Origin of the sequence: Streptomyces sp. NPDC013187 (assembly GCF_042899705.1) — a bacterium.
GTDB classification, from domain to species: Bacteria; Actinomycetota; Actinomycetes; order Streptomycetales; family Streptomycetaceae; genus Streptomyces; species Streptomyces hawaiiensis_A.
Map to the genome: position 1 here is coordinate 87959 of NZ_JBIBAF010000020.1, position 20177 is coordinate 108135.

At 70.6% G+C, this 20177-nt stretch carries 24 protein-coding genes; 9 read left to right on the plus strand and 15 right to left on the minus strand.

Translation table 11 applies throughout. The features are described 5' to 3' along the window. Positions 1 to 26 precede the first annotated feature (26 nt). Positions 27 to 389, plus strand: a complete 363-nt coding sequence (locus ACFY5B_RS34195; RefSeq protein ID WP_344466453.1) for a DsrE family protein — start codon at positions 27 to 29, stop codon at positions 387 to 389. On the opposite strand, the gene ACFY5B_RS34200 is transcribed toward ACFY5B_RS34195, so the two are convergent. From ACFY5B_RS34200 to ACFY5B_RS34240, 9 genes are all read right to left on the minus strand, one after another. Next, positions 383 to 760 (minus strand): VOC family protein, encoded by a 378-nt coding sequence (locus ACFY5B_RS34200; RefSeq protein WP_389977328.1) that lies wholly within the window; start codon positions 758 to 760, stop codon positions 383 to 385. The genes ACFY5B_RS34195 and ACFY5B_RS34200 overlap by 7 nt on opposite strands. 37 nt (positions 761 to 797) lie before the next feature. Further along, entirely contained in the window at positions 798 to 1058 is a 261-nt protein-coding gene (locus ACFY5B_RS34205) for a DUF3099 domain-containing protein (RefSeq protein ID WP_381459646.1), read from the minus strand. Between the two features lie 86 nt (positions 1059 to 1144). Next, entirely contained in the window at positions 1145 to 1432 is a 288-nt protein-coding gene (locus ACFY5B_RS34210; RefSeq protein WP_003991226.1) for a DUF1416 domain-containing protein, read from the minus strand. Between the two features lie 39 nt (positions 1433 to 1471). Beyond that, on the minus strand, positions 1472 to 2317 hold the full coding sequence (locus ACFY5B_RS34215; protein ID WP_361310641.1) for a sulfurtransferase: 846 nt from the start codon (positions 2315 to 2317) through the stop codon (positions 1472 to 1474). Between the two features lie 137 nt (positions 2318 to 2454). After that, positions 2455 to 2535: a putative leader peptide gene (locus ACFY5B_RS34220; RefSeq protein ID WP_350310325.1), complete on the minus strand. Its 81-nt coding sequence runs from the start codon at positions 2533 to 2535 to the stop codon at positions 2455 to 2457. A gap of 203 nt (positions 2536 to 2738) precedes the next feature. Continuing rightward, complete coding sequence (locus ACFY5B_RS34225; protein WP_389977332.1) at positions 2739 to 3476, minus strand: DUF2993 domain-containing protein; 738 nt, start codon at positions 3474 to 3476, stop codon at positions 2739 to 2741. Between the two features lie 139 nt (positions 3477 to 3615). Next, the gene (locus tag ACFY5B_RS34230; RefSeq protein WP_389977335.1) at positions 3616 to 4677 is read right to left on the minus strand and encodes a hypothetical protein; all 1062 of its coding nucleotides are present in this window, start codon (positions 4675 to 4677) and stop codon (positions 3616 to 3618) included. Between the two features lie 2 nt (positions 4678 to 4679). Next, positions 4680 to 4934 carry a MoaD/ThiS family protein gene (locus ACFY5B_RS34235; RefSeq protein ID WP_107456736.1) on the minus strand — a complete coding sequence of 85 codons (255 nt, stop codon included), beginning with the start codon at positions 4932 to 4934 and terminating at the stop codon, positions 4680 to 4682. 38 nt (positions 4935 to 4972) lie between these two features. Further along, a complete protein-coding gene (locus tag ACFY5B_RS34240) occupies positions 4973 to 5824 on the minus strand; it encodes an alpha/beta hydrolase (protein ID WP_389977339.1) in 852 nt (283 codons plus the stop codon). Between the two features lie 172 nt (positions 5825 to 5996). Between ACFY5B_RS34240 and ACFY5B_RS34245 the strand changes: the two genes are divergently transcribed. From ACFY5B_RS34245 to ACFY5B_RS34270, 6 genes are all read left to right on the plus strand, one after another. Then, a complete protein-coding gene (locus ACFY5B_RS34245; RefSeq protein WP_389977342.1) occupies positions 5997 to 6785 on the plus strand; it encodes a winged-helix domain-containing protein in 789 nt (262 codons plus the stop codon). Between the two features lie 127 nt (positions 6786 to 6912). Further along, positions 6913 to 7935: a LacI family DNA-binding transcriptional regulator gene (locus tag ACFY5B_RS34250; RefSeq protein WP_389977345.1), complete on the plus strand. Its 1023-nt coding sequence runs from the start codon at positions 6913 to 6915 to the stop codon at positions 7933 to 7935. Positions 7936 to 8045: 110 nt separating this feature from the next. After that, a complete protein-coding gene (locus ACFY5B_RS34255; protein ID WP_389977348.1) occupies positions 8046 to 9065 on the plus strand; it encodes a S1C family serine protease in 1020 nt (339 codons plus the stop codon). A gap of 31 nt (positions 9066 to 9096) precedes the next feature. Then, entirely contained in the window at positions 9097 to 9282 is a 186-nt protein-coding gene (locus ACFY5B_RS34260) for a hypothetical protein (RefSeq protein WP_389977351.1), read from the plus strand. Between the two features lie 93 nt (positions 9283 to 9375). Then, a complete protein-coding gene (locus ACFY5B_RS34265) occupies positions 9376 to 10113 on the plus strand; it encodes a response regulator transcription factor (RefSeq protein ID WP_389977354.1) in 738 nt (245 codons plus the stop codon). Then, complete coding sequence (locus ACFY5B_RS34270) at positions 10110 to 11591, plus strand: ATP-binding protein (protein ID WP_389977357.1); 1482 nt, start codon at positions 10110 to 10112, stop codon at positions 11589 to 11591. The genes ACFY5B_RS34265 and ACFY5B_RS34270 overlap by 4 nt, the downstream gene beginning before the upstream one ends. Here the strand turns inward: ACFY5B_RS34270 and ACFY5B_RS34275 are convergent. Genes ACFY5B_RS34275 through ACFY5B_RS34285 form a run of 3 tightly spaced genes read right to left on the minus strand, consistent with a single transcriptional unit; the run spans position 11581 to position 12359 of the window. Then, entirely contained in the window at positions 11581 to 11631 is a 51-nt protein-coding gene (locus tag ACFY5B_RS34275; RefSeq protein ID WP_389977495.1) for a hypothetical protein, read from the minus strand. The genes ACFY5B_RS34270 and ACFY5B_RS34275 overlap by 11 nt on opposite strands. 45 nt (positions 11632 to 11676) lie before the next feature. Next, positions 11677 to 12075 (minus strand): hypothetical protein, encoded by a 399-nt coding sequence (locus tag ACFY5B_RS34280; RefSeq protein WP_389977360.1) that lies wholly within the window; start codon positions 12073 to 12075, stop codon positions 11677 to 11679. Further along, a complete protein-coding gene (locus ACFY5B_RS34285) occupies positions 12072 to 12359 on the minus strand; it encodes a hypothetical protein (protein WP_389977363.1) in 288 nt (95 codons plus the stop codon). Before ACFY5B_RS34285 ends, ACFY5B_RS34280 begins: the two co-directional genes overlap by 4 nt. 140 nt (positions 12360 to 12499) lie before the next feature. Here ACFY5B_RS34285 and ACFY5B_RS34290 point away from each other — a divergent pair, with 140 nt between their 5' ends. Continuing rightward, a complete protein-coding gene (locus ACFY5B_RS34290) occupies positions 12500 to 14566 on the plus strand; it encodes a pectinesterase family protein (RefSeq protein WP_389977366.1) in 2067 nt (688 codons plus the stop codon). Positions 14567 to 14633: 67 nt separating this feature from the next. Here ACFY5B_RS34290 and ACFY5B_RS34295 read toward each other — a convergent pair whose 3' ends face one another. From ACFY5B_RS34295 to ACFY5B_RS34305, 3 genes are all read right to left on the minus strand, one after another. Further along, positions 14634 to 15671, minus strand: coding sequence for a glycoside hydrolase family 5 protein (locus ACFY5B_RS34295; RefSeq protein ID WP_389977369.1), 1038 nt, complete (start codon positions 15669 to 15671; stop codon positions 14634 to 14636). A gap of 203 nt (positions 15672 to 15874) precedes the next feature. Further along, the gene (locus tag ACFY5B_RS34300) at positions 15875 to 17110 is read right to left on the minus strand and encodes a DUF2993 domain-containing protein (protein WP_389977372.1); all 1236 of its coding nucleotides are present in this window, start codon (positions 17108 to 17110) and stop codon (positions 15875 to 15877) included. A gap of 58 nt (positions 17111 to 17168) precedes the next feature. Continuing rightward, positions 17169 to 18986 (minus strand): bifunctional metallophosphatase/5'-nucleotidase, encoded by a 1818-nt coding sequence (locus ACFY5B_RS34305; protein ID WP_389977375.1) that lies wholly within the window; start codon positions 18984 to 18986, stop codon positions 17169 to 17171. Between the two features lie 145 nt (positions 18987 to 19131). Between ACFY5B_RS34305 and mshD the strand changes: the two genes are divergently transcribed. Further along, positions 19132 to 20058 carry a mycothiol synthase gene (mshD, locus tag ACFY5B_RS34310; protein WP_389977378.1) on the plus strand — a complete coding sequence of 309 codons (927 nt, stop codon included), beginning with the start codon at positions 19132 to 19134 and terminating at the stop codon, positions 20056 to 20058. The last annotated feature ends 119 nt before the right edge of the window (positions 20059 to 20177 follow it).

The window sequence follows — 20177 nt, forward strand, 5'->3', positions numbered from 1 at the left end:
GCACGGGCGTTGATTACGATTCGACCATGGCGAAGAAGCTGGTGATCAAGGTGACGGCGGGGGCCGACGCCCCCGAGCGGTGCTCCCAGGCGTTCACGGTGGCGGCGGTGGCCGTCGCCAGCGGCGTCGACGTCTCCCTGTGGCTGACCGGCGAGTCCGCCTGGTTCGCCCTGCCCGGCCGGGCCGCCGAGTTCGAGCTGCCGCACGCGGCTCCCCTGCCCGACCTGCTGGACTCCCTCCTCGCGGGTGGCCGCGTCACCCTGTGCACGCAGTGCGCGGCCCGCCGCGACATCACGGAGCAGGACGTCATCAAGGGTGTCCGTATCGCGGGCGCGCAGGTCTTCGTCCAGGAGGCCATGGCGGACGGGACCCAGGCGCTCGTCTACTGAGGCGTTTCCGTATAGAGGCAGAACGGGTGGCCCGCCGGGTCCAGCAGCACCCGGACGTCGTCCTGCGGCTGGAACTCCGCGAGCCGCGCGCCCTCGGTGACGGCCCGCGCGGTCTCCCGCTCCAGGTCGTCGACCTCGATGTCGAGGTGGATCATCATCTGCGGACGGTCCGGCTCGCTCGGCCAGACCGGCGGCCGGTAGTGGGGTTCCGTCTGGAAGGCCAGCCCCGTGCCGCCGCCGGGTGGGCGGATGTGCACCCAGTCGGGGCCGTCCTCGTCCCGCCAGACGCCCCAGCCGGGCAGCAGCCGCAGATAGAACCGCGCGAGCTCCCGGGCGTTCGGGGCGTCCAGAACCGCCGCTGTCAGTCTCATGGGGCCGGGATACCCCGAGCGGGCGGGAAGACGCCGCTCAGTGCGGTCGCTTCTTGCCGTCCAGCTCGTCCCACCACTCGTCGGACTCGGGATCCCCGGAGGGATCGTCCCACCACCGGTCCTCGGGCCCGCGCCGGTTCGCGACCATGGCCGCGACGGGCGGGATGACCATGGCGACGACGCACATCCCGACGGCGACGGGGACGGACCACAGCCGCACGACACCCCAGGCCAGCACGAAGAGGCCGATGCAGAGGCCCATCATCGCGAAGTAGGTGTGACGCCGGCGTGCGTACATACGTCCAGCGTAGGTCCGGGCAGGCCGAAGGGCCGCACCCCAGGCGTCCAACCCGGGGGGTGCGGCCCTTCGCGATCCGGTCGCCGTCAGACGGCGATCGCGACCTCCGCCAGGCCGCCCTGCTGGGCGACGACCGTGCGGTCGGCGGTGGCGCCGGGCACGAGGGCACGGACGGTCCAGGTGCCCTCGGCCGCGTAGAAGCGGAACTGTCCGGTCGCCGAGGTCGGCACCTCGGCCGTGAACTCGCCGGTCGAGTCCAGCAGACGGACGTAGCCCACCACGGGCTCGCCGTCCTTGGTCACCTGACCCTGGATGGTGGTCTCACCGGGCTTGATCGTCGAGGCGTCGGGGCCGCCGGCCTTCGCACCGCACATGTCGTACTCCTGAAGTCTGGAAAGGTCGGTGGGGGTTGGTTACTTGTTGGCGCCGAGCTCGATCGGCACGCCCACGAGGGAGCCGTACTCGGTCCAGGAACCGTCGTAGTTCTTGACGTTCTCCACACCGAGGAGCTCGTGCAGCACGAACCAGGTCAGCGCGGAGCGCTCACCGATGCGGCAGTAGGCGATGGTGTCCTTGGCCAGGTCGACGCTCTCCTCGGCGTAGAGCTCCTTGAGCTCCTCGTCCGACTTGAAGGTGCCGTCGTCGTTGGCGTTCTTGGACCACGGGATGTTGCGGGCGCTCGGCACGTGGCCGGGGCGCTGCGACTGCTCCTGCGGCAGGTGGGCCGGGGCGAGCAGCTTGCCGGAGAACTCGTCGGGCGAACGCACGTCGACGAGGTTCTGCGAACCGATGGCGGCCACGACGTCGTCGCGGAAGGCGCGGATGGACGTGTCCTGGGCCTTGGCCTTGTAGTCCGTCTTCGGACGCTCGGGCACCTCGTCGCCGGCGACCAGCTCGCGGGCGTCGAGCTCCCACTTCTTGCGGCCGCCGTCGAGGAGCTTGACGCTCTCGTGGCCGTAGAGCTTGAAGTACCAGTAGGCGTACGAGGCGAACCAGTTGTTGTTGCCGCCGTAGAGGACCACGGTGTGGTCGTTGCCGATGCCCTTGTCGGACAGGAGCTTCTCGAAGCCCTCCTGGTCGACGAAGTCACGGCGGACCGGGTCCTGCAGGTCCTGCGTCCAGTCGATCCGGATGGCGTTGCGGATGTGGTTCTTCTCGTAGGCGGACGTGTCCTCGTCCACCTCGACGATGGCGATGGTCGGGTCGTCCAGGTGCTCCTGGAGCCAGTCGGCGTCAACCAGGACGTCGTTGCGGCTCATGCTTCTTCTCCTCCGGGGCAGTTACGGCGGGGCGTGCGAGGTCTGCAGGGCGCGCCCTTGAGGCAGGGCGGCGCACGGGTGCCCGTGATGCGGGGCTGCGGGGATGCGCGCGCCGGCGCGACTGCCGACGCGATCGCTCAGAAGGTGCGACAGAGCATGGCGGCGACGCGGCACAGGTCTACTGCCCGCCGCTTCGTGAGGTCCGCCTGTCGCTTCATAGCGTCGATCGTAGGGACGGTCGGGCGGGCATGTCACCGGTGTGTCGCATGCTGAGACGAGATAATCCGCAATGTGGGACCCGAGAGCTGTGCGAGGCCTGGGGGCAAGGGCCGTGACCCGATGTATCGGCCGTCACCTCTGAGTCGCGGACACCACCGTCTCGCCCACCGGACACCCCTGGTCCGCCGCCCTGCGCCCCTGTCTACCCGGCCAGCCGGACGTCGGAACCCTTCACCGTGATCTCGACACCGTCCGGGGCGGCCTCGACGGTGTCCACCTTGATGCCGCCGGGCAGGCCGTCGATCTTCTGCTGGAAGTCGGTGATCGCCCGCACCCGGTCCTCGGCGATGTCGACACCGCCGAAGCTGGGCAGGCCGTCGGCGTGCACGCGGACGGTGCCGTCGTCCACCTTCACCGAGCTGAGCACGGAGACCGGCTCCGGGAGCTTGGTGCCGAGGACCGTGGCCTCGACGGTGACCTTGATCTTGCCGTTGCCGCCGTCGGAGAGGCCGATGACGTTGGCGGTGACGCCCGGGGCGACCTGGGTGGGCTCGGACTTCGCGGTCTTCAGCAGCTCGTCGTAGGCGATGGTCGCGGTGCCGGTGGCCGTGGAGGCGGTGGCGGAGCTGTAGTCGCCGGAGAACTCGACGCCCTTCATGTCGGCCTGGAGGTCGTCGATACGGATCTTCCGGCCTCCGTCGCCCGCGGCGGCCTCGTAGTCCTTGATGCCGACCTCGATGTCGTCCAGGGAGCCGCCGGCGACCTGGGTGAGGAACGGGAAGCCCTTGATCGACACGTCCGGGGTCGCCGACAGGTTCTCGGTGGTCTTCAGCCGTTCGGCGGCCTCGTCCTCGGCGAAGTCGACCGCGACGCGGTCGGCGATCACGAAGAGGCCGCCCAGGATCACGACGAAGATCAGCAGTATTCGCAGTGCGCGCATGCGTTGTGTCCCCCACCGGTCCGGTGTTTCGACGACCCGGTGGCCGTCCCTTGCGCGAGGGTAACGCCGGGCGGAAGGGGGACCGGAGGATTGTTGATCATCTGTGACAGAGCGGAAGCCCGGCGTCCGGGCCTGAGCGCTACGCCAGCGCCCGGCCCAGGACGTACACCGCCGGGGCCGCCGCGGCCAGCGGCAGGGCCACGCCCGCCGTGAAGTGGACGAACCGCGACGGGTAGTCGTAGCTCGCGACCCGGTGGCCGATCAGGGCGCAGGCGGCGGCGCCCGCACCGAGGAGGGCCCCGGAGGTGCCGAGGTCCGTGACCTGCCCGGCCGCGATGCCCGCGCCCGCCGCGGCGAGCAGGGACACCACCACCGAAGCCGGGGTCGGCAGCGGCAGCGCGCGGGCCAGGACGGCCACCGCCACGGCCACCGCACCCACCGTCACCGCGTCCGCGGCGGCCGCGAGGTACCCGCCGGCCACGATCGCCAGCGCCGAGGCCGCGACCGTCGCCATCAGGCCGTACATCCGCTCGTCCGGGTCGGCGTGCGACCGCAGTTGCAGGACCAGCGCGAGCAGCACCCACACCCCGATCGTGCCGAGGATCGCCGACGGGGAGCGGCCCGAGGCCAGCAGCGCGGCGTCGGCGGCCAGCGCGCCCGCGAAGCCCAGCGCGATGCCCTGCCGGGCCGGCCACATGCCGTTCAGGCGGAACCAGCCCGCCGCGGTGACGGCCTGGAGGACCACCAGCGGCACGAGCAGCGCGTACGTCCCGACCGCCGCCGCACCGGCCAGCATCAGCCCGAGCAGCGCCGTCAGCGCGGCCGGCTGCATCCCGGGCTCGATGATCGGGGAGCGCCCCTCCGCACGGGCTCGCTGGGCATCGGTGAGGCGGGTGTTCCCGCCGACGGTGGCGGGGCCGTAGCCGGGAGCGGCGGCGTCGGCTCCGGCCGGGGCCGCGGGTCGCTGCGGCGGCGACTGGGGGGTCAGGATCGCCGTCTCCGGATCCGGCGCCTGCGCGGACGGCACCGCCTGGTGGTTCTGCGTCTCCCAGGTCTGCCCCTGCCACTGCTGCGTGTACTGCTGAGCGGCCTGCGGGTCCTCGTACCCCTGGTACCCCTGCCCGGGCCACGCCTGCGGCGCCTGCGGCTGCTGTCCGTAGGGGTCGTACGGCTGGTGGGGCCGGTTCGGCTGGTCGTTCATCGTCATCCTCCTGCGAACGGCGGGAGCACCTCGACCGTGCCGCCGTCGGCCAGCCGTACCGTCTCATGTCCGCGGGTGCCCACGGGGTCGCCGTCCACGAGGAACGAGCACCGGAGCAGGACGCGCTCCAGTTCGCCGGGGTGCCGCTCGCGCACCCCGGCGAGCGCCTCGGCGAGCGTGGCCGCCTCGTACGGCTCCTCGGCCACCCCGGCCGCGGCCTTGGCGGCGGCCCAGTAGCGCACCGTGACCTTTGGCATCTGCTTCCTCAATGAATTCGGCGGTGAACCCCGTCAGGCTAGCCCGCCCGGCCGGCGCCCCACTCCCCGATCCGGGCCAGCAACGCGTCGCCCGCCGCGTGCTCGGCGTGCCCCATGCCCGGCTCCAGCCACAGTTCGCCCTGGTCACCGGCGGCCGCGGCCAGCATCCGCGGGTGGTCGACGGGAAAGTAGCCGTCGGCGTCGCCGTGCACGATCAACAGCGGGGTCGGGGCGATCCTCGGCACCGCCTCCACCGGGGAGAGGGGCACCGGGTCCCAGTCCCGGTGGTGGATGCGCGTACGGAATCCGTAACGGCCCACGACCCGCCCCTCGGGCCGGGTCACCAGCCAGTGCAGCCGCCGCATGGGCGCGGTACCCCGGTAGTACCAGCGGGCCGGGGAGCTGACCGACACCACCGCGTCGGTCTGCCCCGGGTGCAGCGCCGCGTGCCGGAGCACCACCGAGCCGCCCATGGAGAAGCCCACCGTCACCACCCGCGCGTGCCCGTGGCTCCGCGCCCAGGCCACCGCCGCCGCCAGGTCGAGCACCTCCCGGTCGCCGACCGTGGAGTGCCCGCCGGACATCCCGTGCCCGCGGAAGGAGAAGGTGACCACACCCCCGTACCGGGCGAACGCCTCCGCGATCCGACGCACGTGCGGGCGGTCCACCGCGCCGGTGAACCCGTGGGCGACGACGAACACGGGATGAGCGGAAGGCGTCCCGGAGGTGTCGTCCCCGGCCGCTCCCGGCTCGTACACGGCGTCGATCGCGACACCGTCGGACGTCCGCAGAAACGTCCGCGACGACATCCGCACACGCTTTCCCCCATTCGTCTCGGGATGCGGACGATCGGTGGAACGCGCCACATGACCTGCCGAACCAGAGCTCATGTGGGCTATTCTGCTGGGCAGAGGACTCGGGCAACGTAGCCCCCGGGTCCTTTTGTGCTTTCGGAAGCGTTGTATACGACGCGGGAAACCGCAGGTGTACGGGGCCTTCGGGATCGCAGAGCGGTGCTGTGCCAACAAACGTCCTCGCAGGGACCGAGGAGGAACCAGACGTATGAGTTCTCTGCTGCTCCTGACCAATGCCCTCCAGCCGTCGACGGAGGTGCTCCCCGCCCTCGGCCTGCTCCTGCACAACGTGCGTGTGGCTCCCGCGGAGGGCCCGGCCCTCGTCGACACCCCCGGCGCCGACGTCATCCTCGTCGACGGCCGGCGTGATCTGCCCCAGGTCCGCAGCCTCTGTCAGCTGCTGCGCTCCACCGGACCGGGCTGCCCGCTCGTCCTGGTCGTCACCGAGGGCGGCCTCGCCGCCGTCACCGCCGACTGGGGCATCGACGACGTCCTGCTCGACACCGCCGGCCCGGCGGAGGTCGAGGCGCGGCTGCGCCTCGCCATGGGCCGGCAGCAGATCGTCAGCGACGACTCCCCCATGGAGATCCGCAACGGCGACCTCTCGGTCGACGAGGCGACGTACTCGGCCAAGCTCAAGGGCCGCGTCCTCGACCTCACCTTCAAGGAGTTCGAGCTCCTGAAGTACCTCGCGCAGCACCCCGGCCGGGTCTTCACCCGCGCCCAGCTGCTCCAGGAGGTCTGGGGTTACGACTACTTCGGCGGTACGCGCACGGTCGACGTGCACGTACGGCGGCTGCGCGCCAAGCTCGGCCCGGAGCACGAGTCGCTGATCGGCACCGTCCGGAACGTCGGTTATCGATTTGTTACGCCGGAGAAGCCGGAGAAGATGGAACGCGCCGCCGAGGAGGCGAAGGCCAAGGCGGCCAAGGCAAAGACGGACAAGGCGGACGAGTCGGCCGCCCTGGACGCCACTGAGGCCCGCGCCAAGGCGTGAGAGGCGTAGTGCGGCGCCGACCTGGGCATCGCTTCCCGTACGGGGTGCCCCGGACGGCGGTCGGGATATCGTACGGAACCTCCTTTACGCCCTGCCCGGAGCCGGTATATCCGCGTAGACTCCGCGCGTGGCCAAGGTGACTCGGGATGATGTGGCGCGGCTGGCAGGGACTTCCACTGCCGTGGTCAGCTATGTCATCAACAACGGACCCCGGCCGGTCGCCCCGGCCACGCGCGAGCGTGTCCTCGCCGCGATCAAGGAACTGGGGTACCGGCCCGACCGGGTCGCCCAGGCGATGGCGTCCCGCCGCACGGACCTCATAGGCCTGATCATCCCGGACGCCCGCCAGCCCTTCTTCGGGGAGATGGCGCACGCCGTCGAACAGGCCGCCTCCGAGCGCGGGAAGATGGTGCTCGTCGGCAACACCGACTACGTGGGCGAGCGCGAGGTCCACTACCTGCGCGCCTTCCTGGGGATGCGGGTCTCCGGGCTCATCCTCGTCAGCCACGCGCTCAACGACCTTGCCGCCGCCGAGATCGAGGCCTGGGACGCCCGCGTCGTGCTGCTGCACGAACGGCCCGAGGCCATCGACGACGTCGCCGTCACCACGGACGACCTGGGCGGCGCCGAGCTCGCCGTCCGCCACCTGCTGGAGCACGGCTACGAGTACGTCGCCTGTATGGGCGGCATAGCCGAGACGCCCGCGGTCGGCGACCCGGTCTCCGACCACGTCGAGGGCTGGCGCCGCGCGATGGACGACGCCGGGATCTCCACGGAGGGCCGCCTCTTCGAGGCCCTCTACAACCGCTACGACGCCTACCAGGCCGCCCTGAAGATCCTCTCCGGCCCCGACCGCCCGCCGGCGATCTTCTGCTCCACCGACGACCAGGCGATCGGCCTGCTGCGCGCGGCGCGCGAGCTGCGCATCGACGTCCCCGGCGAGCTGGCGGTGGCGGGCTTCGACGACATCAAGGAGGCGGCCCTGGCGGACCCGCCCCTGACGACGGTCGCGTCCGACCGTCCGGCGATGGCCCGTGCGGCCGTCGACCTCGTCCTCGACGACGGGCTGCGGGTCGCGGGTGCCCGGCGCGAGCGGCTGAAGGTGTTCCCCTCGCGGCTGGTCACCCGGCAGTCCTGCGGCTGCCCGTAGGCCCCTGACTCCGGGGCGGCGGACTTCTTTATATCGGGCATACGAGGTTCTGTCGGGCTTCTCAGCAAGCACTCAGGAAGCTCTCATGGTCGGGCGACAAGCTCTGTTCCATGACCGAGAGCTTCCACCGCAGTGGCGAGTACGAGAACCCTTACGAGGGTCAGCAGCAGGCCCCGGTGAACCCCGAGTGGCCGCCCCCGCCGGCGTACGCCCCGGCACATGCTCCGCATCAGAAGAAGCGCAACCGTGGCCCCATGGCCCTGATCGCCGCCGTGGCGATCGTCGCGGCGGCGATAGGCGGCGGCACCGCCTACGGCATCCAGGAACTGACCGGCAACGACACCGTCGCCTCCAGCTCCACCAGCACCAACGTGGTCCCGTCCAGCCAGAAGGGCACGGTCGCCGGGGTCGCGAAGGCGGTGAGCCCGAGCATCGTCGAGATCAAGGCCGCCTCCAACGCCGGCTCCTCCACCGGCTCCGGCGTGATCATCACCAGCGGCGGCGAGATCATCACCAACAACCACGTCGTCGCCGGGGCCTCCCGGATCAAGGCGACGACCAGTGACGGCAAGTCGTACACCGCGAAGGTCGTCGGCACCGACAGCAAGAAGGACCTGGCGCTGATCAAGCTGGAGAACGCCTCCGGCCTGAAGGCGGCCACGCTCGGCGACTCGGCCGGGCTCCAGGTCGGCGACCAGGTCGTGGCGATCGGCTCCCCCGAGGGGCTGTCCGGCACCGTCACCAGCGGCATCATCTCGGCCCTCGACCGCGACGTCACCGTCCCGACCGAGGAGGGCCAGGACCAGGGCCAGGGCCAACAGCAGTGGGGCCAGGGGCAGGGCGACGAGTGGCCGTTCGAGTTCGGCGGACGCCAGTTCAACGGCGACACCGGCTCCGACACGACGACGTACAAGGCGCTCCAGACCGACGCGTCCCTCAACCCGGGCAACTCCGGTGGTGCGCTGATCGACATGAACGGCAACATCATCGGGATCAACTCCGCGATGTACTCGCCGACGAGCCAGGCCTCCTCGTCCTCCGACGCGGGCAGCGTCGGCCTGGGCTTCGCCATTCCGATCAACACCGTCAAGGCCGACCTCGCGAAGCTGCGGGCGGGTTCGACCGACTGAGTCCGAGCACCTGACAGTGAGGAGAGCGGCGATGATCCAGCAGATGGTGCACACGGAGCCGGGCGGGGACCCGGCGGGCGTCGGACTGGCCCTTGCGGTGGCGCGCGAACTGCACGCACCGGCGGGCCGGGCGCCGGAGGTGGCGCCGACGGCAGCCACGGCGACCCGTGCGGCGAGCCGGCCGGCGCGGGCCCGGCGCCGGGCGGCACGGCGCTGACACTCCTCCCGGCACCGCCCGTCGGCGTGCGACGCTGAGACCGTCAGAGCAGCAGCACCCCCGTCCCCCTTCACACCCGAGGACCTCCGAGCCATGAGCCCCGCAGACGGCGACCGTGACCCGCAGCGCATCCTGATCGTCGACGACGAGCCGGCCGTACGCGAAGCGCTCCAGCGCAGCCTCGCGTTCGAGGGGTACGGAACCGAGGTCGCCGTCGACGGTGCGGACGCGCTGGACAAGGCGGCGGCCTACCGGCCCGACCTGGTCGTCCTCGACATCCAGATGCCGCGCATGGACGGTCTGACGGCGGCGCGCCGCATCCGCGCCACCGGCGACACCACGCCGATCCTGATGCTCACGGCCCGGGACACCGTCGGCGACCGTGTCACGGGCCTCGACGCGGGCGCCGACGACTACCTGGTCAAGCCCTTCGAACTCGACGAACTCTTCGCCCGTATCCGAGCCCTCCTCCGCCGCAGTTCCTACGCGGCGGCCGTGGGCGCGGCCGACCCGGCCGACGAGGACGCGCTCACCTTCGCCGACCTGCGCATGGACCTGTCGACGCGTGAGGTCACCCGGGGCGGGCGCCAGGTGGAGCTGACCCGGACGGAGTTCACACTCCTGGAGATGTTCATGGCCCACCCGCGCCAGGTCCTCACCCGGGAGCAGATCCTCAAGGCCGTCTGGGGCTTCGACTTCGAGCCGTCGTCGAACTCCCTCGACGTGTACGTGATGTACCTGCGCCGCAAGACCGAGGCGGGCGGGGAGCCGCGGCTGGTGCACACGGTGCGGGGCGTGGGCTACGTGCTGCGGCAGGGCGGCGCGGAGTGAGTTCCCGGACGCCCCGGCTCGTACGGCGTTTCCGCTCGCTGCCGATCCGCTCCCGACTGGCCCTGCTGGTGGCGGCGGCGGTGGCGTTCGCGGTGGCGGCGGTGTCGGTGACCTGCTGGTTCATCGTGCAGGGGAAGTTGTACGACGAGATCGACAACGACCTGAAGTCGTCGGTCGCGCCGCTGCGTTCAGGCGAGTTCCAGGCGCTCACCCACGAGTGCCGCCAGACGACGTCCGACTCGCTGGGCATGGGGTCGCGGCCCAAGACCTACGGGCAGCTGGTCCGCGTCGACGGCAAGCTGTGCCTCTTCCCGAGCTCCACGACCCAGGTGCGGGTAACCGGCGACGACAAGGCCGTGGCCAGGAACCCCGACCCGAACCAGGGCCGCATCCGCGACGGCACGGACGACCACGGCAACAAGCTGCGCGTCCTGACGACGGCGGTCGTCATCAAGGACCCCGACGACCTGCTCCCAGGCGTCGCCGCCGACTACTCCCTCGTCATCGCCCTGCCGCTCAAGGGAACCCAGTCCACGCTCAACGAACTGGCCCTGATCCTCCTCCTGGTCTCCGGCGTGGGAGTGCTCGGCGCCGGAGCCGCCGGCCTGGCCGTCGCCCGGGCCGGGCTGCGCCCCGTCGACAAGCTGACCGATGCCGTCGAGCACGTGGCCCGCACGGAGGATCTGAACATCCGCATCCCCGTGGAGGACGACAGCGAGGACGAGATCGCCCGCCTGTCGCACTCCTTCAACTCCATGACCTCGGCCCTGGCCAGCTCCCGTGACCTCCAGCAGCAACTGATCGCGGACGCCGGCCACGAACTGCGCACGCCGCTCACCTCTCTCCGCACCAACATCGAGCTCCTCACCCGCAGTGAGGAAACGGGCCGCCCCATCCCCGAGGCGGACCGCAAGGCACTGCTCGCGTCGGTGAAGGCACAGATGACGGAACTCGCCACGCTCATCGGCGACCTCCAGGAACTGTCCCGCCCGGACCCGGGCCAGCACTCGGACCGGACCCAGATCGTGGCCTGGCAGGACACGGTCGAGTCGGCGCTGCGGCGGGCCCGGCTGCGGGGCCCCGAGCTGACGATCGCGGCGGACATCGAGCCCTGGTTCGTCCGCGCGGAGCCCTCCGCGCTGGAACGGGCGGTGGTCAACATCCTGGACAACGCGGTGAAGTTCAGCCCGGAGGGCGGCCTGATCGAGGTCCGCCTCACCGAGGGCGTCCTCACGGTCCGCGACCACGGCCCGGGCATCCCCGCCGACGAACTCCCCTACGTCTTCGACCGCTTCTGGCGCTCCCCCGGCGCACGGTCCCTGCCGGGCTCGGGCCTGGGCCTGTCGATCGTGGCCCGTACGGTGCAGCAGGCGGGGGGTGAGGTGTCCCTTTCCCCGGCGGAGGGCGGCGGCACTGTGGCGACGGTACGACTGCCGGGGGCGGCGGTACCTCCGCCGGAGGCTCCCCCTACTTCTTGACGCAGGTGAGGAACGACGCCCAGGGGCTCGCGCCGAACACGAGTATCGGACCGTCGGGGCGCTTGCTGTCGCGACACGTGACAGGTCAGTGGAAGCCGAGCATCCCGGGGGAGTCGATGTCCACCGTGACGACTCCCGGCGGATACGCGTCCTCCCGGTCCGTCAGCAGGATCGACATCCCTGTGAACTCAGCGCGAGGCAGCGCACAGTACAGGGCGTGACACCTGTCCGAGCCGCCGTAGCCGTCCCTGACCATCGTTCCGACGGTGACCGCGGCAACCGTCGTGAGGTCGTCGACGACGACCGACGAGAAGGCGAGTACCCGCCGTGCCGCGCCCTCGTCCTCCGACTCGGCCTGCACGAGGCAGAGGGCGGGAATCCGGAGGAGGTCACCCGGGGTGCGCGCCATGTTCCCGGCGAGGAGGTTCAGCGTCTTGTGGCCGTCGGCCAGCGCCCGAGTGGCACCGGTGTCGAGAATGATCACGCGGCCGCGCCCCGGGCCGCGCGAGCCTTCTCGGCGGCGATCTTGTAGATGTTGCCGAGGACGTCGGGTGCCCTCTCGAACTCCTCGTCACTGATGTCGACACCGATCACGTCCCGGACGACCTGCCGGTCAGCCGCGACGCGCTCCGCAAGCTGCGCCGCCGTCGGCTGCTCGGAAGCCAGCTGCTCCACAAGCTGCCCCAGAGTCACCCCGCGCTCCTTGGCCACCTGCGCGAGATGGTCCCGGGCCTGGCGTGACACCTGGATGGTCGTATTGTCTGCCATGGTCTCACTGTAGCCGCACCACAGCAGGGTGCACACCGGCCTCCACCCCCTTGCACCCGATCGTGTTCGGACCCGGCAACCTTTCCGTGCGGAGCGGCGACTGATCAGCGGTCATTCCCCCACACGGAACGGATCGCCGTATGAGTGAGCCGCGTAGCAAGGCCCGCCCCCGTCACCGCAGAAGCCGCACCGCCCTGGCGGTCGGGGTCCCCCTGGCCCTGACCGCCGCCGGTACGTTCGCCTACGGCGGCGGCCTCGGCGTCCTGGGCTCCACCGCACTGCAGGCCTCCGCCGCCACCCCCGCCTGGGCCACCGACACCGCCGACGGGTTCGCCTCCGTCAACTCCCTCGGTCAGAACGGGACGTACGGCGGCCGGGGCGGGAAGACCGTCACCGTCAAGACGCTCGCCGATCTGGAGAAGTACGCGACCGCGGCCGAGCCCTACGTCATCGTCGTCGCCGGCACCATCACGATGAACCCGGTCGGCAAAGAGATCAAGGTCAAGTCCGACAAGACCATCGTGGGTCAGGGGACCGCCGGGCACATCGTCGGCGGCGGGTTCTTCCTCGGCCAGGGCGTGCACAACGTGATCATCCGGAACCTCACCATCCGGGACGCGTACCAGGGCATCTGGAACGACAAGGACCATGACTTCGACGCGGTCCAGATGGACGGCGCCCATCACGTCTGGATCGACCACAACGATCTGCGGCACATGGCCGACGGACTCATCGACGTCCGCAAGGACTCGACGAACGTCACCGTCTCCTGGAACAAGCTGAGCGACAACAACAAGACCTTCGGCATCGGCTGGACCGAGAACGTCAAGACCGACATCACGATCCACCACAACTGGATCCGCGAGACCGAGCAGCGCAACCCCTCCACGGACAACGCCGCGCACGCGCACCTCTACAACAACTTCCTGGAGGACGCCCCGGGCACCGCCATCAAGTCGGCGTACGGGAACTACTCGCGCGGCGGCACGAAGATGGTCCTGGAGAACTCCCTCTTCCAGGGCGTCGACAACCCCGTCATCAAGGACAGCGGCGCGGCCGTGGTCCAGCGCGGCAACTCCTTCTCCGGCACCAGCGGGCGCAACGAGAGCGGCGGGACCGCCTTCGACCCGAAGACGTACTACCCCTACACCCTCGACAAGGCCGCCGACCTCCCGGCGGTCCTCAAGGCCGGCGCCGGTCCCCGCGCCTCCATCGGGACGACCTCCGCCTCCACCAAGACCGCGGCCGCGACCACCCTCACCGTCGCCCAGGACGGCAGCGGCCAGTACCGCACCGTGCAGGCCGCCGTGAACGCCGTACCGGCGAACAACCCCGCGCGCGTCGTGATCGCCGTGAAGCCGGGGACGTACCGGGAACTGGTGAAGGTGCCCTCCAACAAGCCGCACGTCACCATCCGGGGCACCGGCGGCAGCCGCAAGGACACGACGATCGTCTACAACAACGCCTCGGGCACGCCGAAGCCCGGCGGCGGGACGTACGGCACCGGCGGCAGCGCGACCGTCGCCGTCGAGGCCGACGACTTCCAGGCGCGCAACCTGACCATCTCCAACGACTTCGACGAGAAGGCCAACCAGAACGTCATCAAGGACCAGCAGGCCGTCGCCCTGCGGACCGCCGCCGACAAGGTGTTCCTGGACGGGATCATCGTCAGCGGGGACCAGGACACGCTGCTGCTCGACACCGCGTCGAAGGACCGCCTCGGCCGGGTCTACGTCAGCAACTCCTACGTGATCGGCAACGTCGACTTCATCTTCGGCCGGGCCACGGCCGTCGTCGACAAGTCCGTCATCACACTGAAGAAGCGCTGGGACGGCAGCTCGGCCGGGTACATCACCGCACCGAGCACCGCGGCGAACCGCAAGGGCATCCTGATCGCCAACTCCACCGTGAACGGCGACGTCTCGGCCGGCAGCTTCTACCTCGGCCGGCCCTGGCACGCGGGCGGGGACGCGTCCCTCGATCCGCAGACCACCGTCCGCAACACCAGCCTGAGCAATGCGATCAGGTCCACCCCGTGGACCAACATGGGCGACTTCTCCTGGAAGGACGACCGGTTCGCCGAGTACGCCAACTACGGCGCCGGTGCCGGCCAGGCCAGCTCCAACCGCCCCCATCTGAGCGACGCGCAGGCCGCGAACCAGGAGGTCGCGGACTGGCTCGCGGGCTGGACGCCTTCGGCGTCCTGAACGGCTCCCTTCCGGGTCCGGCTGACGAGCGGCGCCGGACCCGGAAGGGCCACCACCGTCCGGATGCTTACTGCTGCTTCCAGGCGTAGTGCAGCCGGTCCAGGCCACTCTGGTTGTTCACCGTGAGGCTGAGGTTCGTGCCCGTGCCCTGGAGCGTGGTCAGGGAGTAGGTGTCACCGTTGCGCAGGCCGGGCCAGTAGACCGAGCCGAGGCCCAGCTCCCGGATGGTGTCGGTCGCGGCCTGGATGTAGGCGATCTCGTTGGAGGTGCCCACCGGGCCGTTGTAGTCCAGGCCGGTCGTCATCGAGGCGCCGAACTCGTCGAGGATCGTGCGGGAGGCACAGTCGCCGATGCGGCTCTTGAAGTCGGCCTTCCACTGGTCGACGCTGGTCCAGTCGGTGTGCCAGAAGCCGTAGTTGTGCAGGGCCAGGCGCGTGCCCTTCAGGCGGGGGTCGGCGCAGACCGGCTTGACGTCCTCGCTGTACTTGTACCCGCCGATCAGGATCCGGTCGCGCGGTATGAAGCGGTGGGTGCTCACCCACTTGGCCGCGATGTCCGTCCACTCCTGCGCGGTGTAGCCGAACGGTTCGTTCATCGGCTCGAAGTACACCCTGGAGTTGCCGGCGTAGGCGGAGGTGATCCGCGCCCACATCCGGTCCCAGGACGCCTGGTCGTCGATCTTGCCGTCCTTGGCGTTGTCGGCCTCCCAGTACCCCAGGACGACCTTGAAGCCCTTGGCGGTGGCGGCGTCGATCGCGCCCCGGTACGACTTCCAGAACGGGCCGTTCACCGAGGTCGGGTTGACCGGCAGGCGGACGGTGTTGGCGCCGAGCTTGGAGAACCCGCCGATGATCGCCTTGGACTTGGCGTAGGTGGTGGCGTAGCTGTCGGAGGTGGACAGACCCGAGGGCACGACCGCGTCGTCGGCGTAGTTGTCGCGCGGGTCGGCCCAGTTGACGCCCTTGAAGTCGCTCACGGGCGGCGGGGTGGCGGGACGGTGGGCGGGAGAGGCGGCGGCGGGGGAGGCGAGTGCTCCACCGAATGCCGTGACGCAGGCCAGCAGCGCCCCCACGCAAGCTGTTCCGCGATGGGTCTTGTGAGACACGACATCCCCTTCTGAGCAGGTGCGAAGGTGAGCAGCCAACAGACGGACCGCTCAGTGGAGCACGAAACTAGAAGGAGACTCGAACAGAGGTCAACACATCAGCACACAAAGTTTCACCCACGGCTTCGGGGCCGGGCGGTTCAGGAGGACTTCTCCCGGTCCGTGGACGACGACATGTCCTCCGGGTTCCCGCGGGCCCGTCCTCAGCCGCCCACCGACAACCCCGAGCCCGACAGCCGCACCCGGATGCCGTCCTCCTCCACCCGTACGTCCTCCAGCCTCACGTCCCCCTGCTCCGGCTTCGGCAGCTCGAAGGCCAGCGCGAGCCGGTCGGCCAGGACCGGGCGGGTCAGGCGCGACAACTCCCCGAGGAGGTCGGGGTCGAGGCCCAGGCTCCTGAACACGTCGGGGTTGTCGAGGGCGAGGTCGATGAGGTTCAGGCGTTCTGCCTGGCGGGCGAAGCGCGGGGAGCCGGTCAGTTCGGCGAGCTTGCCGTCGTCGGCCAGGGCCTGGTCCACGGTCGCCTCGGGCACGCCCATCCGCTGCACGATGGCCGGGACCGACAGCAGCGCCTTGGCCTTCCGGGTCTCCCGGGCCAGATCCGCGGACGCCTTGGGCGTCAGGTGCAGCCCTTCCGAGGCGCGCTTGCCCGGGCGGTAGGTCGCCAGGTCCCCGATGTCCAGGCGCATGCCGCCGATCTCGGTGGTGATGCCCCGCTCGCCCTGCCGCTGGATCCGGGCCTCGGCCCGCAGCTTCAGGTCGTGCCCGGCGACCGGCAGGGTGCCACGCGCCCGTACCCGGTCCCGGCCCTCGCCGGTGAAGGTCACCTGAGAGGCGCCGAGTTCGCGGTTGAGGTCCTCGAAGGACAGCATGACGTCCCCGTCGAACCGGGGAACGTCGGCGCCGCGCACGGACGTCGGCCCGTCGGCTTTGAGCCGTACGTCATGGGCCGTGGCCGACACCTTCGCGAGCGAGACGCGGTCGGCGGCGACGTCCGGGACGGTCAGCTTCACCGACTCCAGCCGCTTGTCGGCGAGCTGGGTGAGGAAGGGGAAGCCGCCGATCTCCACCTCGGGCGCGGCGGCCAGGTCGAGGCGGTCCTTGAGGGTGTCGGCGGCCCGGTGCTCGGCGTACAGCACCGCCCAGCGGTCGCCGAGGGCGGCGAACGAGGCGAGGACGACCAGGCCGACGACGGCCTTCACGGCGAGCGGCAGTCCGGCGAAACGATTCTTTCGACGTCGGCCGCCGCGGCGGTGGTCGGGCGGCGACCACTCCGGCTCCGGCTCGTGCCGCTGCTCGGCGTCCTCACCGAGGAAGTCCTCCAGAGGGGTCGCCTCCAGAGGCCCGTCGTCGAGTGCGCCGAGTTCCTCGTAGGGGTTGCGGGGCTGCTCGGAGCGGTCGTCGGGATGATGCGTGTCCATGCGGTGGGGGGTGCGCATCGTCTCATCCGACCATGCGCACCGCCCCGTCCCGCAACTCGAACCCCCGGTATGCGACTTACTTCACGATCGTGATCCGGTCCGCCTTCGGCGGAGCGATCGGGTTCGCGGCCGAGGAGTTGGCCGTCAGGTACTGCTCCAGCGCGGCCAGATCATCGCTGCCGACGACGTCGTTCGTGCCCTGGCCGAGGGTCGGGAAGCCGTCGCCGCCGCCCGCGAGGAAGCTGTTCGTCGCGACGCGGTAGGTGGCCGACGGGTCGATGGCCGAGCCGTTCAGCTTGATGCTGTCCGTGACCACCCGGTCGGCGCCGGACTTGGTGAGGTCCAGCGTGTAGGTCAGACCGGACGAGACCTGGAGGATCTTCGGAGCCGCCGCGTTCGGGCCGGACACCTGCTCCTTGAGCGCCTGGATGACCTGCGCGCCCGTGAAGCTCTGGAGGTTCACGGTGTTCGCGAACGGCTGGACCGTGAAGCCCTCGGCGTAGGTGACGACACCGTCGCCCTCGGCGGCCTTGGCCGCGTAGGTCAGCGGCGCGCGGATACCGCCCGGGTTCATCAGCGCCAGGTCGGTCTCGGGGTCGAGCTGCTTGCCGTGGGCGAGCTGGGCGTCGGCGATGAGGTCGCCGAGCGGGGACTCGGTGCCGGTGTTGCCGATGTCGCCGGAGATGTAGCCGATCGGCCGGTTGCCGATGGGCGCGGCCAGCGTGTTCCACTTGCTGATCAGCTCGGTCATGTCGGGCGCCTTGGGGACGTCCCGGGTGACCACGCGGTTCGCGGACTTCACGGCCGTACGGGCGATGTCGCCGGTCCTGCGGTCGTACGTCAGCGTCGTGTCGGTGTAGAGGCGGCCGAAGGAGGCGGCCGAGGTGACCATGCGGGGCTTGCCCGCCGGGTCGGCGATGCTGCACACGTACGCGTTGTGGGTGTGGCCCGTGACCAGCGCGTCCACCTGCGGCGTGACGTTCTTGGCGATGTCGACGATCGGGCCGGAGACGCCGTCGCCCGCTCCCGGGGAGTCACAGTCGTAGTTGTACGACGTCGACGCCGGGAAGCCGCCCTCGTGGATGAGGGCGACGATCGACTTCACGCCCTGCTTCTGCAGCACCTTGGCGTACTTGTTGATCGTCTCGGTCTCGTCCTTGAAGGACAGGCCCTTGACGCCCTCGGCGGAGACGATGTCCGGGGTGCCCTCCAGGGTCACGCCGATGAAGCCGACCTTGACGCCGTTCTTCTTCCACACCCAGTAGGGCTTGAGGATCGGCTTCTTCGTCTTCTCGTCGAGGACGTTGGCCGCGAGGTAGGGGAAGTCGGCGCCCTCGAACTTCTTGTCCGAGTAGCAGCCGTCCTTCGGGTGGCAGCCGCCGTTCTGGAGGCGGCCGAGCTCCTTGGCGCCCTCGTCGAACTCGTGGTTGCCGACGGAGGTGACGTCGAGGTCGAGCTTGTTCAGCGCCTCGATGGTCGGCTCGTCGTGGAACAGCCCGGAGAGCAGCGGGGAGGCGCCGACCATGTCGCCGCCGGCGGCCGTGATGGAGTACTTCTCGCCCTTGCGGGCCTGCCGCAGATGCGTGGCGAGGTACTCGACACCACCGGCGTCGATGGTCTTGGTCGTCCCGTCGGGCTGCGTCTCGGTGACGCGGCCGGAGGAACCGGCGGGCGGCTCCAGGTTGCCGTGCAGGTCGTTGAAGGACAGCAGCTGGACGTCCTGGTAGCGGCCGTGGCCGTACCCGCCCTCGCTGTGCTCCTCCCCGGCGGAAGCCGAGCCAGGCAACCCGGCCGCGGCCAGCGCGCCGACGGTGACGACACCGGCGGCGAGAGCGGCGAAACGGTTCGTACGACGTCTGCGGCGGTCCGGGTGCGCCGGTGAAGTGGCTGGCATACGCCCCCCTTTAGGTCTGCTGGGACAGTGATGTCGTCCGGCGCAGCCTAGAGTCAACGCGCGTAGCGCAACAGGTGTTTCATGGTTACGGCCTGGTTGCTTCTTTGCCGCCGATTTGCCGGTGGTGCCCCGTACCCTCGTACGCATGACCAGCGACGACACCGTAAGGCCGGGCCACCCCCGCTCGATCGAGACCCTTGCCGCGCTCTCCGCGGAGCAGACCGATGCCGTGCTCGGACTGCTCGACGAGGCGGCCCGGACCGACGGGCAGCAGGCGGTGTCCGAACAGGGCCGGTTGCAGCTGCGCGGCGGGGAGCGGGAGGGCGTGTCCCATCTGCTGCTCACCGCCGGTGGGGAACTCGTCGGTTACGCCCAACTGGAGGACACGGACCCGGTGGAGCCGCCGGCCGCCGAACTGGTGGTGCATCCCGGGCATCGCGGACACGGGCACGGGCGGGCGCTCGGCTCGGCGCTGCTGGCCGCCTCGGGGAAGCGACTGCGGGTGTGGGCGCACGGCGGGCACTCCGCCGCCCGGCACCTCGCGCAGGTCCTCGGCCTCACACTCTTCCGGGAACTGCGGCAGATGCGGCGCTCGTTGACCGACTTCGACGCGCCCGAGCCGGTGCTCCCCGAGGGCGTCTCCGTCCGCGCCTTCGTCCCCGGCAAGGACGACGCGGCCTGGCTCGCGGTGAACGCCGCCGCCTTCGCACACCACCCCGAGCAGGGCTCCCTCACCCAGCGCGACCTCGACGACCGCAAGGCCGAGCCGTGGTTCGACCCGGCGGGCTTCTTCCTCGCCTTCCGCGGCGACGAACTCGTCGGCTTCCACTGGACCAAGGTGCACGCCGAGGAGGGCCTGGGCGAGGTGTACGTGCTCGGCGTCGGCCCCGGCGCGCAGGGCGGCGGCCTCGGCAAGTCCCTGACCACGATCGGGCTGCGCCACCTCGCGGGGCAGGGGCTGCCGACGGCGATGCTGTACGTCGACGCCGACAACTCCGCGGCGGTGTCGGTGTACGAGCGGCTGGGGTTCGTCACGCACGAGGTGGACCTCATGTACCGCACGGAGACGTGACGGAGCCGTCGGGAGGTTCCGGGTCAGGTCGTCGCCGGTGGGTGATGCGCTCGCCCCGGCTCGTCGCGACGCGCAGCACCTCCCCCAAAGCACGACACTGGCCGAGAAGCGAGTGGCCC

Bases quoted from the DNA above. Each gene is read 5' to 3' on its own strand.
- ACFY5B_RS34195 (WP_344466453.1), top strand. From the start codon at position 27: ATGGCGAAGAAGCTGGTGATCAAGGTGACGGCGGGGGCCGACGCCCCC.
- ACFY5B_RS34200 (WP_389977328.1), bottom strand. From the start codon at position 760: ATGAGACTGACAGCGGCGGTTCTGGACGCCCCGAACGCCCGGGAGCTC.
- ACFY5B_RS34205 (WP_381459646.1), bottom strand. From the start codon at position 1,058: ATGTACGCACGCCGGCGTCACACCTACTTCGCGATGATGGGCCTCTGC.
- ACFY5B_RS34210 (WP_003991226.1), bottom strand. From the start codon at position 1,432: ATGTGCGGTGCGAAGGCCGGCGGCCCCGACGCCTCGACGATCAAGCCC.
- ACFY5B_RS34215 (WP_361310641.1), bottom strand. From the start codon at position 2,317: ATGAGCCGCAACGACGTCCTGGTTGACGCCGACTGGCTCCAGGAGCAC.
- ACFY5B_RS34220 (WP_350310325.1), bottom strand. From the start codon at position 2,535: ATGAAGCGACAGGCGGACCTCACGAAGCGGCGGGCAGTAGACCTGTGC.
- ACFY5B_RS34225 (WP_389977332.1), bottom strand. From the start codon at position 3,476: ATGCGCGCACTGCGAATACTGCTGATCTTCGTCGTGATCCTGGGCGGC.
- ACFY5B_RS34230 (WP_389977335.1), bottom strand. From the start codon at position 4,677: ATGAACGACCAGCCGAACCGGCCCCACCAGCCGTACGACCCCTACGGA.
- ACFY5B_RS34235 (WP_107456736.1), bottom strand. From the start codon at position 4,934: ATGCCAAAGGTCACGGTGCGCTACTGGGCCGCCGCCAAGGCCGCGGCC.
- ACFY5B_RS34240 (WP_389977339.1), bottom strand. From the start codon at position 5,824: ATGAGCTCTGGTTCGGCAGGTCATGTGGCGCGTTCCACCGATCGTCCG.
- ACFY5B_RS34245 (WP_389977342.1), top strand. From the start codon at position 5,997: ATGAGTTCTCTGCTGCTCCTGACCAATGCCCTCCAGCCGTCGACGGAG.
- ACFY5B_RS34255 (WP_389977348.1), top strand. From the start codon at position 8,046: ATGACCGAGAGCTTCCACCGCAGTGGCGAGTACGAGAACCCTTACGAG.
- ACFY5B_RS34260 (WP_389977351.1), top strand. From the start codon at position 9,097: ATGATCCAGCAGATGGTGCACACGGAGCCGGGCGGGGACCCGGCGGGC.
- ACFY5B_RS34265 (WP_389977354.1), top strand. From the start codon at position 9,376: ATGAGCCCCGCAGACGGCGACCGTGACCCGCAGCGCATCCTGATCGTC.
- ACFY5B_RS34285 (WP_389977363.1), bottom strand. From the start codon at position 12,359: ATGGCAGACAATACGACCATCCAGGTGTCACGCCAGGCCCGGGACCAT.
- ACFY5B_RS34290 (WP_389977366.1), top strand. From the start codon at position 12,500: ATGAGTGAGCCGCGTAGCAAGGCCCGCCCCCGTCACCGCAGAAGCCGC.
- ACFY5B_RS34300 (WP_389977372.1), bottom strand. From the start codon at position 17,110: ATGCGCACCCCCCACCGCATGGACACGCATCATCCCGACGACCGCTCC.
- ACFY5B_RS34305 (WP_389977375.1), bottom strand. From the start codon at position 18,986: ATGCCAGCCACTTCACCGGCGCACCCGGACCGCCGCAGACGTCGTACG.
- mshD (WP_389977378.1), top strand. From the start codon at position 19,132: ATGACCAGCGACGACACCGTAAGGCCGGGCCACCCCCGCTCGATCGAG.